Origin of the sequence: Actinomyces radicidentis, from assembly GCF_001553565.1 — a bacterium.
Taxonomy (GTDB): Bacteria; Actinomycetota; Actinomycetes; order Actinomycetales; family Actinomycetaceae; genus Actinomyces; species Actinomyces radicidentis.
Map to the genome: position 1 here is coordinate 2,475,293 of NZ_CP014228.1, position 15,397 is coordinate 2,490,689.

General features: G+C 74.0%; 11 protein-coding genes. 9 read left to right on the top strand and 2 right to left on the bottom strand.

All coding sequences use genetic code 11. From position 1 onward, the window contains the following. Positions 1-75: 75 nt before the first annotated feature. From AXF14_RS10535 to AXF14_RS10565, 7 genes are all read left to right on the top strand, one after another. Positions 76-2,187: a primosomal protein N' family DNA-binding protein gene (locus AXF14_RS10535; protein ID WP_211260083.1), complete on the top strand. Its 2,112-nt coding sequence runs from the start codon at positions 76-78 to the stop codon at positions 2,185-2,187. A gap of 257 nt (positions 2,188-2,444) precedes the next feature. After that, a complete protein-coding gene (locus AXF14_RS10540) occupies positions 2,445-4,232 on the top strand; it encodes an oleate hydratase (RefSeq protein WP_067944335.1) in 1,788 nt (595 codons plus the stop codon). Positions 4,233-4,244: 12 nt separating this feature from the next. Beyond that, on the top strand, positions 4,245-4,988 hold the full coding sequence (locus AXF14_RS10545) for an HAD family hydrolase (protein WP_084355519.1): 744 nt from the start codon (positions 4,245-4,247) through the stop codon (positions 4,986-4,988). 139 nt (positions 4,989-5,127) lie between these two features. Beyond that, positions 5,128-6,102: a methionyl-tRNA formyltransferase gene (gene fmt, locus AXF14_RS10550; protein WP_067943072.1), complete on the top strand. Its 975-nt coding sequence runs from the start codon at positions 5,128-5,130 to the stop codon at positions 6,100-6,102. Further along, positions 6,102-7,856, top strand: a complete 1,755-nt coding sequence (locus AXF14_RS10555) for an RsmB/NOP family class I SAM-dependent RNA methyltransferase (RefSeq protein ID WP_084355520.1) — start codon at positions 6,102-6,104, stop codon at positions 7,854-7,856. The genes fmt and AXF14_RS10555 overlap by 1 nt, the downstream gene beginning before the upstream one ends. Before the next feature lie 98 nt (positions 7,857-7,954). Then, on the top strand, positions 7,955-8,653 hold the full coding sequence (gene rpe, locus AXF14_RS10560) for a ribulose-phosphate 3-epimerase (RefSeq protein WP_067943074.1): 699 nt from the start codon (positions 7,955-7,957) through the stop codon (positions 8,651-8,653). Between the two features lie 258 nt (positions 8,654-8,911). Then, the gene (locus AXF14_RS10565; RefSeq protein WP_236755573.1) at positions 8,912-9,679 is read left to right on the top strand and encodes an MBL fold metallo-hydrolase; all 768 of its coding nucleotides are present in this window, start codon (positions 8,912-8,914) and stop codon (positions 9,677-9,679) included. A gap of 34 nt (positions 9,680-9,713) precedes the next feature. Here AXF14_RS10565 and AXF14_RS10570 read toward each other — a convergent pair whose 3' ends face one another. Then, entirely contained in the window at positions 9,714-10,406 is a 693-nt protein-coding gene (locus AXF14_RS10570; protein ID WP_084355521.1) for a class I SAM-dependent methyltransferase, read from the bottom strand. Between the two features lie 32 nt (positions 10,407-10,438). Beyond that, positions 10,439-11,206 carry a DUF364 domain-containing protein gene (locus tag AXF14_RS10575; RefSeq protein WP_067943078.1) on the bottom strand — a complete coding sequence of 256 codons (768 nt, stop codon included), beginning with the start codon at positions 11,204-11,206 and terminating at the stop codon, positions 10,439-10,441. Between the two features lie 608 nt (positions 11,207-11,814). Here AXF14_RS10575 and AXF14_RS10580 point away from each other — a divergent pair. After that, complete coding sequence (locus AXF14_RS10580) at positions 11,815-13,710, top strand: acetyl/propionyl/methylcrotonyl-CoA carboxylase subunit alpha (protein WP_067943080.1); 1,896 nt, start codon at positions 11,815-11,817, stop codon at positions 13,708-13,710. Positions 13,711-13,712: 2 nt separating this feature from the next. Beyond that, positions 13,713-15,371: an acyl-CoA carboxylase subunit beta gene (locus AXF14_RS10585; protein WP_067943082.1), complete on the top strand. Its 1,659-nt coding sequence runs from the start codon at positions 13,713-13,715 to the stop codon at positions 15,369-15,371. The last annotated feature ends 26 nt before the right edge of the window (positions 15,372-15,397 follow it).

Here is a 15,397-nt window from a genome sequence, read left to right on the forward strand (position 1 = left end):
GTCGGGCGGCCCCGTTCGCGTCGTGGGCCCGGGCTACCCTGGGCCCGGACCGCAGGACGACCGTGAGGAGGGGCCATGGGGGAGACCGCCGTCGCGGCCCCGCTCGGGATCGGCCCTGCGGGACCGGGGCAGGGCGTGCCCGGTCAGGGGCCGACCGGTCAGGGCGCGCTGCTCGCCTCCCCTGCGCCCGCCGAGCGCGAGGTGACCGGCACCGGCGTCGACCTGCCCGTCGCGCGCGTCCTCCTCGACACTCCCGTCCCGCACCTGGACCGGCCCTTCGACTACCTCGTCCCGCCCGAGCTCGACGTCGCCGCCGGCGTCGGCACGCGCGTCACCGTCCGCTTCGGCGGCCAGGAGATGCACGGCTGGGTCTGGGAGCGCTCCCGCACGACGACCCACCCCGGCCGCCTCACCGCCCTGCGCCGCGTCGTCTCCGACCTCCCCGTCCTCCCCGAGGCGACGCGCCGCCTCGTCGACGCCGTCGCCGTGCGCGCCGCAGGCACGCGCTCCGACGTCATCCGCCTCGCCGTCCCCGCCCGGCACGCGACGACCGAGCGCTCCGAGCGTGGCAAGGCCGAACCGGAGCCGCCCACCTGGACCGCGCCGGAGGCTGACGCCCAGGGCTGGGGCGCCTACGAGGGCGGTGCCGGGCTGCTCACCGCCCTCGCCGGGGGCGGGGCGCCTCGGGCCGCCTGGTCCGTCCTCCCCGAGCGGGAGGGGCTCGTGCGCGGCTGGGTGGCGCTCGTGGCCGAGGCCGCCGCCGCGAGCCTCGCCTCCGGCCGCGGGGTGCTCGTCATCGTCGCCACGACGGACCAGGCCGAGGCGGTCGCCGCGGCACTGGCCGCCGAGCTCGACGGAGAGCCCGTCGTCACCCTCGCCGCGGAGCACGGCCCGGCCCGCCGCTACCGCGCCTTCCTCCGCCTCCTGCTCGGGCACACGCGCGTCGCCGTCGGTACCCGAGCCGCCGCCTTCGCGCCCGTGAGGGACCTCGGGCTCATGGTCCTGTGGGACGACGGCGACGACCGCCTCGATGAGCGCCACGCCCCCTACGTCCACGCCCGCACCGTCCTCGCCCTGCGCTCCGGCCTCGAGGGCGCCGGCCTGCTCCTGGCGGCGCACTCCCGCTCCGTCGAGGCCCAGTCCTACGTCGAGGCCGGCTGGGCGGGGGACCTGCGGGCCCCGCGCGCGCTCGTGCGCCGCGCCCTGCCCCGCGTCGAGGTGCCCGGGGAGATCGAGCTCGGCGCCGAGGGCGCCTCCGGACGGGCACGCATCCCCTCCCTGGCGCACCGCGCCGTGCGCGAGGCCCTCGCCGACGGCCCCGTCCTCGTCCAGGTGCCGCGCGGCGGCTACGCGCCCGTCGTCGCCTGCGCCCGCTGCCGCACCGCCGCCCGCTGCCCCTCCTGCGCCGGCCCGCTGTCCATGGACCGCGAGGGGCGCGTCACCTGCCGCTGGTGCGGGCGCCTCCTCGGGGCCTTCGCCTGCGCGAGCTGTGGTAACCACGCCCTGCGCATGGTGAGCGTCGGCTCCGCGCGCACCGCGGAGGAGCTCGGGCGCGCCTTCCCCGGCGTCCCCGTCGTCGTCTCCGGCGCCCGCGAGAGCCACGGGATCATCGACGAGGTCGACGACGCACCGCGCCTCGTCGTCGCCACCCCCGGAGCCGAGCCCACCGCCCTCGGCGGCTATCGCGCCGCCCTCCTCCTCGACGGCGCCGCCCTGTCCGCCCGGCCCGATCTCGGGGCCGTCGGCGAGGCGATGCGCCGCTGGTCCAACGCCGTCGTCCTCGTCCAGCCGGGCGCCCGCGTCATCCTCCTCGGCGGCGCCGAGCCGACCGCCGCCCAGGCCCTCGTGCGCTGGGACCAGCCCGGCCTCGCCCGGCGCGAGCTCGCCGAGCGCGCCGAGCTCCACCTCCCGCCTGCCTGGCGCACCGCGAGGCTCGACGGGCCCCGCCGTGCCGTCGACGCCGTCCTCGCGGAGGCCGCCGCGGCAGGCTATGAGGTGCTCGGCCCCGTCGAGGCGCCGCCGGCGCGCGGGCAGACCGCTCGCGCGGGCGAGGTCCGCGGGCTCGTGCGCGCACCCGTGAGCCGCGGGCGCGAGCTCGCAGCCCTTCTACGGGTGCGGTCGCGCGAGCGGTCCGCGCGGCGCGAGGAGCCGCTGCGCGTCGAGCTCGATCCGACCGTCCTGTGGTGAGGCGCGGCACCGTCGTCGGGAGGCCCCCGGGAGGTGGTGAGCAGGCCAGGCGGCGCTGCCCGTACCCCGGCACGCTCACGGCGGCTGACCAGCGCGAACGCAGGACAGATACAGGTTCGTATTCCTAGACTCGTCCTCGTTGGACGGGCACCGCAGCCCGCGCCCGCCCGGCTGCAGCACAGGGCTGCTCCACGACCGGTGAGGACCGGCACGTGACGCCAGTGCCGGCCACGGCCGGCGGGACCAGCGAGGCGACCATGACCAACACGCAGCACGTCTACCAGCGCACCTACCCCGTCAACCCAGACGGCAAGCCCTACGTGCACAACGACCTCGGCCTCTACACGCACAACCACCCGACCCCGCCCGCCGACGTCGCCGAGCGGCACGCCTGGCTCGTCGGCTCCGGCATCGGCTCCCTCCTCGCCGCCGCCTACCTCGTGCGCGACGGCCGCATGCCGGGCGAGAACATCACCATCCTCGAGCAGCTCTCCGTCCCCGGCGGCTCCTTCGACGGCGCAGGCGACACCGAGCGCGGCTTCATCGCCCGCGGAGGCCGTGAGATGGGCCAGCACTTCGAGTGCTTCTGGGACATCATGCGCGAGATCCCCGCCCTGGAGATGCCCGAGCCCTACACCGTCCTCGACGAGTTCCGCACCGTCAACGAGAACGACCCCAACATCGACCCCTGCCGCGTCATCCACCACCAGGGCAAGCGCCGCGACACCTACAAGATGGGGCTCAACAAGAAGGGGCAGCTCGCCATGGTCCGCCTCCTCCTCGCCAAGGAGGAGGACACCTACTACAAGACCATCGAGGACTGGTTCGACGCCGACTTCCTCGCCTCGAACTTCTACACGCTGTTCAAGACGATGTTCGCCTTCGAGCAGTACGAGTCCCTCACCGAGATGAAGCGCTACATGCACCGCTTCCTCCAGTACTTCCCCGGCTTCTCCGACCTGTCCTGCCTGCGCTTCAGCCGCTACAACCAGTTCGAGTCCTTCGTCCTGCCGCTCACCAGCTGGCTCGAGGACAAGGGCGTGCGCTTCCAGTACGACACCTGCGTCGACGACCTCGACATGGACATCACCGCTGGCCGCAAGACGGTCACCGCCATCCGGTACCACCGCGCGGACGGCACGCAGGAGACCATCGACGTGGCCCCCAAGGACCTCGTCCTGGCCACCATCGGATCCTGCACCGAGTCCACCGGGTACGGCGACATGGACACCGTCCCGCCCTTCTACACCGACCGCCCCGGCGGTGCCTGGACCCTGTGGCGCAACCTCGCCAAGAAGTCCTCCGTCTTCGGCCGCCCCGACGTCTTCTGCTCCCACCCGCACGAGACCGTCTGGGAGTCCGTCTCCTTCAGCTTCATCGGCGAGGACCACCCCTTCCTGCGCAAGATCCGTGAGCTCACCGGCAACGACCCGCTCTCCGGTCGCACCGTCACCGGCGGCATCATCACCGCCGAGGACTCCGGCTGGTGCCTGAGCCTCACGATGAACCGCCAGCCGCAGTTCCGCGCCCAGCCCAAGGACTGGGGCGTCGCCTGGGCCTACGGCCTCTACCCGCACGCGAAGGGCGACTGCGTGCGCAAGCCGATGATCGAGTGCACCGGCGAGGAGATCCTCAAGGAGTACTGCTACCACTTCGGGCTCCTCGACCAGTTCGAGGAGATCAAGGCCCGCACCAAGGTCCGCCTCGCCACGATGCCCTACATCACGTCCTTCTTCTGGCCGCGCGGCAAGGGCGACCGCCCCGACGTCGTCCCCGAGGGCTGCACCAACCTCGGCCTCCTCGGCCAGTTCGTCGAGACCCCCGACGACTGCATCTTCACCACCGAGGGCAGCGCCCGCACCGCCATGATGGCCGTGTACCAGCTCCTCGACCTGGACCGCGACGTCCCTCCGATCTGGCCCGCCCAGTACGACGTGCGCGCGCTCCTCGCGGCCGCCAAGACCATGAACGACGGCAAGCTCCCCGGCGGGAAGGTCATCACCCGGATGCTCAAGGGCACCTACTACGAGGACATCCTGCCGTGACAGCATGAGGGCATGAGCGAGCAGACGCAGTCCGCCGGCGCGACCGCGCCGACGAACCTCGCGAGCGCCCAGGCGCCCGTCAACCCCTCGGCCGGTCCCTGCGCGGTCGGGACCGACCGAGGGGAGTCGGCGGTCCCGGTCGACGCCGTCGTCCTCGACTACGGCAACGTCCTCTACACGTGGGACGCCGTCGCGGCCGTCGCCGGGCGGGTGCCCGTGGCCCAGTGGGACGAGTACGTCGCGAGCGGCGAGTTCGACCGCCTCAACGCCATGGCCGACCGCGGCACCCCCTTCGAGGGGATCCTCGCCGAGCTGCGCGACGCCCACCCGGAGCGCCCCGACTGGGAGCACCTCCAGCGCCTCTACTGGGAGCACTTCGCGGACACGAAGACGGGGCCCGTGCCCGGCACCGGTGTGATCGTCGACGAGCTCCTCGACGCCGCGGTCCCGCTCTACGCCCTCACGAACTTCCACGACGTGCTCTTCGAGCGCACCCGGCACATGGTGCCGCAGCTCACGCGCTTCACCGGGATCGTCGTCTCCGGCGAGGAGCACCTCGCCAAGCCCGACCCCGCCGTCTACCGGGTCCTCCTCGAGCGCTACGGCCTGGACGCCGGCCGCACGCTCTTCGTCGACGACTCGCCCGCCAACATCGAGGGGGCCCGCGCCGTCGGCATGCGCGCGCACCTCTTCGTCGGCGCCGGGCGACTCCGGGCCGAGCTCACGGAGCGCGGTCTGCTGCCGCCGCGGGGCTGACGACGGCGGACGCCCTGGTCGGTCGACAGTGCCATGGGGCAGCCGTACGACCACGGGCCGGGGACGCGGGCGGCTGAGCGCAGCCGACTCCGAGGGCGCCCGGCGGGCTCAGCCGGACCGCGCCCCTAGACTGGGACCCATGCGCGTCCTCTTCGCCGGCACCCCCGAGGTGGCCCTGCCCGTCCTGCACTCCCTCCTCGACTCGCCCGAGCACGAGGTCGTCGGCGTCCTCACCCGTGCGGACGCGCGCAAGGGCCGCGGCCGTACGCTTCATCCCTCGCCCGTCGCCGCCGCCGCCCGCGCGGCCGGGCTCGACGTCCGCACCCCGCGCACCCTGCGCGACGAGGAGACCCAGGACTGGGCCCGCGGCCTCGACGCCGACGTCGCCGTCGTCGTCGCCTACGGGCGCCTCGTGCCCGCCGAGCTCCTCGACGTGCCCCGGCACGGCTGGCTCAACCTCCACTTCTCCCTCCTGCCGCGCTGGCGCGGCGCCGCCCCCGTCCAGCGCGCCGTCATCGCCGGCGACGACGTCACCGGCGCCTGCGTCTTCGAGCTCGAGGAGGGCCTCGACACCGGCCCCGTCCTCGCCCGCATGGAGGAGCAGATCCGCCCCGAGGACACCTCCGGCGACCTCCTCGACCGCCTCGCCCGGGCCGGCGGCCCGCTCGTCCTCGACGTCCTGTCCGCGCTCCACGCCGGCACCGCGGCCGCTGAGCCCCAGGCCGACGAGGGCGTCACCCTCGCGCCCATGCTCGCCACCGCCGACGGCGAGGTCGTCTGGACGGCGCCCACCGCGGTCATCGACCGCCTCGTGCGTGGCGTGACCCCTGCGCCGGGCGCCCGCACCGTGTACGACGAGGCCCGCTTCCGCCTCGGGCCCGTCACCCCGGTCGACGGCGTCACCGACCTCGCCCCCGGCGAGATCCGGGCGTCCAAGCACGAGGTCCTCGTCGGCACCGGCGACGGCGCCGTGCGCCTCGGGCAGGTAGCCCCCGCCGGCAAGTCCTGGATGCCCGCCGACGCCTGGGCGCGCGGCGCCCACCCGGATCCCGGGGCGCGCCTCGGCCTCGATACGAGTGACGCGGCGGCGACGACCACGGGGGAGGAGGCCTGATGGCCGGCTACAACGGCGGCCGCAGCGGCGGTCGGGGCAACGGCCACGGCGGCGGACGCCCCGGCCGCCAGAGGGGCGGCCAGCGACGCTCGCAGGCCGGGGCGCAGCGCCGCGGCCAGGGGCGCGAGCGCAGCCGCGGCAACGAGGAGGGCCGCAACAACCGCGCCCGCCGGGATCGCCGCGACGACGTCGCCGAGCGGTCCCAGGCAGGCCGTGGATCGCGCTATCAGCACGACGAGCCGCGACGCGACGACCGACGTCGGGACAGGCAGAACAACCAGGGCGGCGACCGTCGTCGTCGGAACGACCGCGACCAGCGCTCGCGCCGCACGGACGCCCACGGCAGCGCCCGCGTGGACGAGGCCCGCCTTGTCGCCCTCGAGGTCCTCACCAAGGTCCGCGAGGACGGCGCCTTCGCCAACCTCGTCCTGCCGCCCCTGCTCGATGAGGCCCGCCTCGGCCGTCGCGACTCCGGCTTCGCCACCGCCCTCACCTACGGCACGCTCCGGCTCCAGGGCCGCTACGACGCCATCCTCGCCCGCTGCGTCGACCGCCCCCTGAACCGTCTCGCCCCCGTCGTCCTGGACTGCCTGCGCCTGGGCGCCCACCAGCTCCTCGGGATGCGCGTCGCCACCCACGGAGCCGTCTCCGCCACCGTCGACCTCGCCTCCTACGCCGCCAGCCGCGGCGCCTCCGGCCTCGTCAACGCCGTCCTGCGCAAGGTCGCCGACCGCGACCTCGACGCCTGGCTCACCGAGATCGCCGGCGACGCCCCCGACGAGCTCGAGGCGCTCGCCCGCACCCAGTCCCACCCCCGGTGGATCGTCAAGGCGCTGCGGCAGAGCCTCATCGCCAACGGCCGGGACGCCGGCGAGCTGGAGGCCCTCCTGACCGCGGACAACGCCGACCCCGAGGTCGTCCTGTGCGCCCGCCCGGGACTTATCAGCCCCGAGCACCTCGCCAAGGAGGCCGCCGAGTCCGCCCACGCCGAACCCCGTCCCGGTGAGACGAGCCCCTACGCGCTCGTCCTCCCCGGCTCCGACCCCGGTCGGATCGAGGCCGTGCGCACCTCCCTTGCCGGCGTCGAGGACGAGGGCAGCCAGCTCGTCGCCCTCATGCTCGCCGACGCGCCGCTCGAGGGACGCGACGACCGCTGGCTCGACCTGTGCGCCGGCCCCGGCGGCAAGGCCGCCCTCCTCGCCGCCCGCGCCGCCCAGCGCTGCGCCCACCTCACCGCCAACGAGGTGGCGCCCCACCGCGCCCGCCTCGTCGAGGCCGCCGTGCGCGCCGTCCCCGACGGCGTCGTCGACGTCCGCTGCGGCGACGGCCGCGAGTACGGCGAGGCCGAGCCGAAGTCCTACGACCGCGTCCTCGTCGACGCCCCGTGCTCCGGTCTCGGCTCGCTGCGCCGTCGTCCTGAGGCCCGCTGGCGACGGGACCCCAAGGACGTCACCGAGCTCGCCGGGCTCCAGCGCGAGCTCCTCACCTCCGCGCTGTCCGCGGTGCGCCGCGGGGGAGTGGTCGCCTACGTGACCTGCTCCCCGCACGTGCTGGAGACCGATCTCGTCGTCCGCGACGTGATGAAGGCGCTCAACAAGGAGCGTGAGAGCGTCGAGCTCCTCCACGCCGGCGACGTCGCCACCCGCGTGGCCCCCGTCCCGCCCGCCGGCGCGGACCGCGAGACGCTCCAGCTCTGGCCCCACACCGAGGGCTCCGACGCCATGTACTGCGCCCTCATCCGACGGCTCCACTGAGGCGGCGTCGTCGGGGAAGCCCCGGCGTACCCCGCGCCTCACCGCACGACCAGTACCCACCAGCCCAGCTCCGACACCGCCTGCACCAGGAGAACCCCATGACCGCCACGCAGCCCGCCGCGTCCCTCACCGCCGCCGCGATCCACCCCTCCATCCTCAACGCCGACCAGGCGCACCTCGCCGACGAGCTCCACCGCATCTCGTCGGCCGACGGGCTGCACGTCGACATCATGGACAACCACTTCGTCCCCAACCAGTTCGGCGGGCCGTCCTTCCTCGAGACGGTCCTCGCCAACAGCGAGCTCCCGGTGGACGCCCACCTCATGATCGAGGACGCCGACCGCTGGGCCCCCGACTACGCCGAGGCCGGCGCCGCCATCGTCACCAGCCACGTCGAGGCCGCCGCCGCGCCCTTCCGCCTCGCCAAGGAGCTCCACCGGCTCGGCGCCGCCGCCGGGATCGCCCTGCGACCGACCACGCCGATCTCCGCCGTCGAGCACGTCCTCGGCGAGGTCGACCTGCTCCTCCTCATGACCGTCGAGCCGGGCTTCGGCGGTCAGTCCTTCATCGAGGCGATGCTCCCCAAGATCGCTGCCGCCCGCCGCCTCGTGAGTGAGCAGGGCCTGGAGCTGCGCATCCAGGTCGACGGCGGCGTCACCGCGCAGACCATCGAGCGCGCGGCCGAGGCCGGCGCCAACGTCTTCGTCGCTGGCTCCGCCGTCTACAAGGCAGACGACGCCCTCACGGCCATCACCGACCTGCGCGAGCGCGCCGCCGCCCACCTCCACCTGGGCTGACCCCGCCGAGATCGGGACATCCTGACCTCGAGATCGGGACATCCTGGTCCCGGCGGAGGCCCCCGGCGGGAGCCTCGGCCGCGTGCGTCCTAGGCTGGCGCCCATGTCCCCGTCCAGCAGTCGAGCACCACGAGCCTCACCGTCCTCCACACCGGCACCGTCGTCATCGACGAGGCCCTGCCCTACCACCGTGACGACGACGCCCCGCTGGCCTGGACCAACGCCCTGCGCGGCCCCGATCACCTCGTCACCGCCCCCGTGTCCGCCTACCTCATCGAGAACGCGCACGGGCTCACCCTCATCGACACCGGCTGGCACCCCGTCAACCGCACCCGGGCGGGCCAGGTCGCGAACCTCCGCCAGCAGTACCCCGTCAACAAGGCGGTCCTGCCCGACGGCCAGGCACTCGTCGAGCAGCTCGAGGACCGCGGCATCCGGCCCCGGGACCTCGACCTCGTCCTCATGAGCCACCTCCACTGCGACCACGCAGACGGCCTGCGGACCATCGCCGAGGCGCCCCGGATCCGGGTCTCCGCGCCCGAGCTCGAGGCGGCCCGCACCGACAGGCTGCGGTACCTCCCGCACGAGCTGGACAGCGTCGAGCTCGAGACCTTCGCCTGGAACACGATGGTGGGCCCCTTCGACGCCGGTTACGACGTCTTCGGTGACGGCAGCCTCGTCATGGTCGCCGTCCCCGGTCACTCGCGCGGGCTGTGCGCGACCATCGTGCGCTCCTCGGACGCCGTCGACCCCGACGCCCCCGACGAGCTCGGCGGGCGCAGCACCTGGGTGGAGGGCGTCGACGACCCCTGGATCGGGGACGAGCGCCGCTTCGTCCTGCTCACCTCCGACGTCGGCTACGGCCGCCCGTCCTTCGAGGAGGGCCTGCGCCCCGGCGTCGTCATCAACGCCGGCTGGGCCGAGCGCTCCCTGGCATGGGTGCGCGAGGTGGAGCACGACCCGCGCTGCCTCGGCCTCATCGCCAACCACGACCCCGAGGTCCCCGCCGGGACCTTGCTGCTCTGAGCGTCGTCTGAGTTGCGAGGGGCACCGACGGCGCTCAGCGGAAGAACGTGAAGAGCCTCAGTCCAGGCTCGAGGACGACCGGCTCGCCGTCGTAGCGCTCCACGCCGACCCGCATGCTCGTGCCCTCGAGCCGGTCGAGGTAGGCGAGCTCGGTGAAGCCGGAGTCCGCGAACGAGCGCGAGATGTCCGGGCCGAGGTCCGGCTCCTGGGCGCCACGCGTCCAGACGACCGTCGCACCCGGGCGGCACAGAGCGTGGGAGAAGCGCACGAGGCGCTCGATGTCCGACGCCGAGATGTTCCCCATGATCCCGGAGAGCAGCACGAGGTCGGCCGGGGCGTGCGCCGTGTAGGCCTCCGAGACGGGGGCGTCCGCCTCCACCACCTCGAGGTCGACGCCGAGCGCCTCGACCCGCTGACGCGCAACGGCGAAGTTCTCGGGGAGCAGCTCGATGAGCGCGCCGCTCGTCCGTGCCCGCAGCTCCGGGCGCGCCTCGAGGACCCCGAGGAGGTCCGCACCCTGCCCGGCGCAGAAGGACAGGACGCGGACGGGGCCGGGCGTACGGTCGTAGAACTCGGAGATCACCTGCTGGACGTGGCGCAGCCGGAACGACAGGGCCGACGTCGGGTCCCGGTAGGCGTCGTGCCAGGCGACGTAGTCGCGCGGCCGGGGCACGTCCTCGGTGCCGCCCGGGTCCTCGTCGTTGCAGGCAGTCGGTTCAGTGCTCACGGTGCCTCCTCGATCGGTGCTGTTTCGCGATGCTACGGGGCGGGCACGAGGTTGACATGGCGTCCCGAGCGGAACTTCCCCTTCCCTCCACGTTCCAGCCCGACGATGATCCCGCCCGGGTCCGCCATGACCGTCCCTGACAGGCAGTCGACGCCACGGTCCAGGAGGATGGAGGAGAGCGGCGTCGAGGGCCCGAGGACGACGGTGCGCGCCCCGGTGGACAGCGCCAGCAGCCGCGGCATCGTCTTGTTGGCGAGGGTCGCCGCCGTCATGAGGACGACGTCGGAGTCCGGCAGGAGGTACTCGGCGGCGGTGGCCGGGTAGTCGCCGTCGCGCGGGGCCCGTTCGAGGACGGCGAGCTCGCAGGCGCCCCCGAGCGCCTCCTCGATTCCGCGGAAGTGGCCGACGACGGCGACCCGCTTCCCGGCGAGGTCTTCGATCCGGCACCCGAAGGCGGTGTCCGGGCCGGCGAGCACGGGGTCGTCGACGCCGACGGCGGCCGCGCGCTCGGGTGTGTTCGTCCACGCGCACAGGGCAGCGCCCCCGATCGCCGCCTCGACGAGGTTCCAGGAGCGGATGAGCGCGGCGGCGTCGCGCAGCGGCATCCCGATGAGGTCTCCGTCGTGCTCGCGGGGCCGGGTCTCGCCGCCGTACTGGCTCGTCACCCCGACGGCGCCGTCGTCGGTCTCCACGAGCGCCCAGGACCCGTGGACCGCGGCGCGGCGCACGCGGGGTCCCGACGGGATGGCGTCGATGAGCTCGTCGTAGAGGGACCACGGGGTACGGGGCGGGGGAGTCATGCCAGTCCTTCCGGGCGGAGGCTCTCACGGTACGTCGGGTGGTGGGCGCCGTGGCGCCCGACCGAGCTCAGCGCGCGGATCGACCGAACTGACGGCGCGGACTGACCGAGCTCAGGGAGTGAGGCGGGCGGGGCCTCAGGATGTCCCGATCTCGAGGTGAGGATGTCCCGATCTCGGTGGATGGGGCTCGCGGTGCGCTACGGAGGGGACTAATGGGATGGGTGTGACTCGTGTGAAAACGCCGCTCCGAGACCCCGACCCTGACTGCACGAAATGCACAAACCTCCCCGTCCCGTTCGGGTCGGGACCGCGAGCGCCGCGGTTTCCCGCCGTCGAGTCGCCCTCGCCGTCGTGACGACAACGTGACCATGCGCCTTTGTGAGGAATCCACAATGGGAAGCGTCGTCGTCCCGCCCGTACTGTGAACTGTCAGTCGGCATCCGTCTGGCTGCTTGTAGACATAGGCGGAACCGGCTTGCACGCGGTCGGTGCTCCGGCGCCGACCTCCGCACACGGCGACGCACCCGTCGCGGCACCCGTCGGACCCTGCACTTGTGGGAGTCCACCGGCCGCACGGACCGTTCCGCCCGACCCGTAGGAGCACATCGGTGACCACCAGGACCCTGAACCGCATCCTCATCGCCAACAGAGGTGAGATCGCGCTGCGCGTCGTGCGCACGGTGAGGGACCTGGGAGGCACGTCCATCCTCCCGTACACGCCCGAGGACCTCCTCAGCCCCGCCGCCGAGCTCGCCGACGAGGCCTACGCCCTGCCCGAGGGCTCCTCCTACACCGACGCCGAGGCCGTCCTCGCCATGGCCGTCGAGCACGGCGCCGACGCCGTCCACCCCGGCTACGGCTTCCTCTCCGAGCACGACGAGTTCGCCCAGGCCGTCACCGACGCCGGCATCGCCTGGGTCGGTCCCAGCCCGTCGGCCATGAAGGCCCTTGGCGACAAGATGAGCGCCCGAGCCACCGCCGAGCGCGCCGGCGTCGCCCCCGTCCCCGGCATCACCGACTCGGTCACCGCCCCCGAGACCGTCATCGCCTTCGCCGCCGAGCACGGCTACCCCGTCGCCCTCAAGCGCACCGACGGCGGCGGCGGACGCGGCATCACCGTCCTGCACTCCGACGATGAGGCCCGCACCACCCCGGCCTTCGAGTCCGCCGCCGCCGGCGGCGGCACCCTCATCCTCGAGAAGTTCGTGACGGCCGCCCGCCACATCGAGACCCAGTGCGCCCGTGACTCCCACGGAGCCTTCGCCGTCGTCTCCACCCGCGACTGCACCCTCCAGCGCCGCAACCAGAAGCTCCTCGAGGAGGCGCCCGCGCCCTACCTGCCCGCGGGCCTGGACGAGCGCCTCGTGGAGTCCTCCCGGCGCCTCCTCGAGACCGTCGACTACGTCGGCGTCGCCACCTGCGAGTTCCTCCTCACCCCCGACGGCGACCTCTGGTTCCTCGAGGTCAACCCCCGCCTCCAGGTCGAGCACTGCGTCTCCGAGGAGGTCACCGGCATCGACCTGGTTGAGGTCCAGCTCCGCATCGCCGCCGGGGGCCACCTCGGCGCGGTCCCCGAGCCCCGCGGCCACTCCATCGAGCTGCGCATCACCTGCGAGGACCCCGCCCGCGGCCTCGCCCCCTCCACCGGCGCCATCACACGCCTGCGCTGGCCCGCCGGCCCCGGCGTGCGCATCGAGTCCGGCGTTGTCGAGGGCGACGTCGTCACCCCCATGTTCGACCCCATGCTCGCCAAGATCGTCATCACCGGCGACACCCGCGACCAGGCCATCCGCCGCGCCCGCCGCGCCCTGTCCGAGACCATCGTCGAGGGCGTCACCGTGTGCACCGCCCTCCACGAGCACGTCCTCACCCGCCCCGAGCTCACCGGCCCCGACGAGCACGGCCTCCTCGGCGTCACCACCCGCTGGATCGAGACGAGCGTCCTCGACCGCCTCGCCGACCCCGGCGCGAGCGCCGACGGCGCCGCCGCGCCCGAAGCCCCCGCCGAGGCGACGTCGAGCCCCCGCACCCGCTCCACCTACGTCGTCGAGATCAACGGCCAGCGCGTCTCCGTCACCGTCCCCGACGGCATCCTCGGCGGGCGCGGTCCGCGACTGGGCGCCTCCTACTCCGGCGGCGCCGGCGAGCGCCGCATGCAGCAGCCCCTGCGCGGCCGCGGCGCCTCCCGCGGAGCCCGCGGCACCGAGACCGCCGGCAGCGAGGACCCGAGCGTCATCGCCGCCCCCATGCAGGCGATCGTCACGCGCATCTGCGTCGAGCCCGGGCAGCACGTGGCCGAGGGCGACCTCCTCGTCGTCCTGGAGTCCATGAAGATGGAGAACTACGTCCACGCCCCCGCCGACGCCGTCGTCGCCGAGATCCCCGTCGGGGCCGGACGCACCGTCTCCGCCGGCGAGGTCCTCGTCCGCATGCGACCCGGCGATACGACCGCCGCCTCCAACGCCACCGCCGACGCGTCCGCGACCACGAGCCAGGAGGCCTGAGCATGACCGCCACCTTCCCCAAGACCGGCCCCAGCACGGGCGCCGCCGCGCCCGCGAGCGCCGCCACGCCGACGGCCCCCGAGACCGCCACCCTCGCGGACTCCGCGGCGACCTGCGCCTTCCGCGAGCGCATGGCCCGCGTCGACGCCGAGGCCGAGGAGCGCGCCGCCCAGCGCCAGCACGCCAAGGGCAAGCAGACCGCCCGCGAGCGCATCGACGAGCTCCTCGACACCGGCTCCTTCCTGGAGATCGGCCGCTACACCGGCTCCGGCGCGGGGGAGAAGGCCCGCCCCTCCGGCGTCGTCACCGGGTTCGGCCAGGTCGACGGCCGCCAGGTCGCCGTCTACTCCCAGGACTTCTCCGTCTCCGGCGGCGCGCTCGGCACGACCGAGGGCGACAAGATCGTCCGCCTCCTCGACGACGCCCTGCGCCTGCGCATCCCGATCATCGGCCTCATCGACTCCGGCGGCGCCAAGATCCAGGAGGGCGTCGGGGCGCTGCGCCAGTACGGCCGCATCTTCAACCGGACCTGCGCCGCCTCCGGCCTCGTCCCCCAGATCAGCGTCATCCTCGGCCCCTGCGCCGGCGGCGCCGTCTACAGCCCCGCGCTCACCGACTACATCGTCGCCACCCGAGAGGCCTCCCACATGTTCGTCACCGGCCCCGACGTCGTGCGCGCCTCCACCGGCGAGCAGATCAGCGCCGAGGAGCTCGGCGGCGCCGACATCCACGGCTCCGTCTCCGGAGTCGTCCACTACGTCGCCGAGGACGAGTCCGACGCCCTCTCCCAGGTCCGCACCGTCCTGGCCTACCTGCCGTCCTCCTCCGATCTCGAGGCCCCGCACTACGAGTACGACGACGCCGACCGCGCCGACGACCAGGCCGCGGCCCGCGCCGTCGGCTCCCTCGTGCCGGCCTCCACCCGCCAGCCCTACGACGTCGTGGACGTGGTCTCGGCCCTCGTCGACCACGGCGAGCTCGTCCAGGTCCAGGAGGACTTCGCCGGCAACGTCGTCGTCGGCTTCGCCTGCTTCGAGGGCCGCCCCGTCGGCGTCGTCGCCAACCAGCCGATGGTCGACGCCGGCACCCTCGACGTCGACGCCTCGGAGAAGCTCGCCCGCTTCGTCCGCTTCTGCGACGCCTTCGGGCTCCCCGTCGTCACCTTCGTCGACGTCCCCGGCTACCGCCCAGGCGCCGAGCAGGAGCACGCCGGCATCATCCGGCGCGGCGCCAAGGTCATCAACGCCTACGCCACCGCCACCGTCCCGCTCGTCACCATCGTCCTGCGCAAGGCCTACGGCGGCGCCTACATCGTCATGGGCTCCAAGGCCATCGGTGCCGACCTCAACTTCTGCTGGCCCGGCGCGGAGATCGCCGTCCTCGGCGCCCAGGGCGCCGTCGGCATCATCCACCGCCGCGACCTCAAGGCCGTGGGCGAGGAGCAGGGCGACGAGGCCGCCGCCGCCGAGCACGAGCGCCTCGTCGACGAGTACACGGCCTCCGTCATCAACCCCGACAAGGCCGTCGCCATCGGGGAGATCGACGCCGTCATCGCCCCCGAGGACACCCGCACCGTCATCGTCGACTCCCTCGCGGCCCTGTCCGCGAAGCACGACGCCCGCCAGACCACCGCCAAGAAGCACGACAACGGCCCGCTGTGAGCGGCAGCCCCACCGACCACCGACGC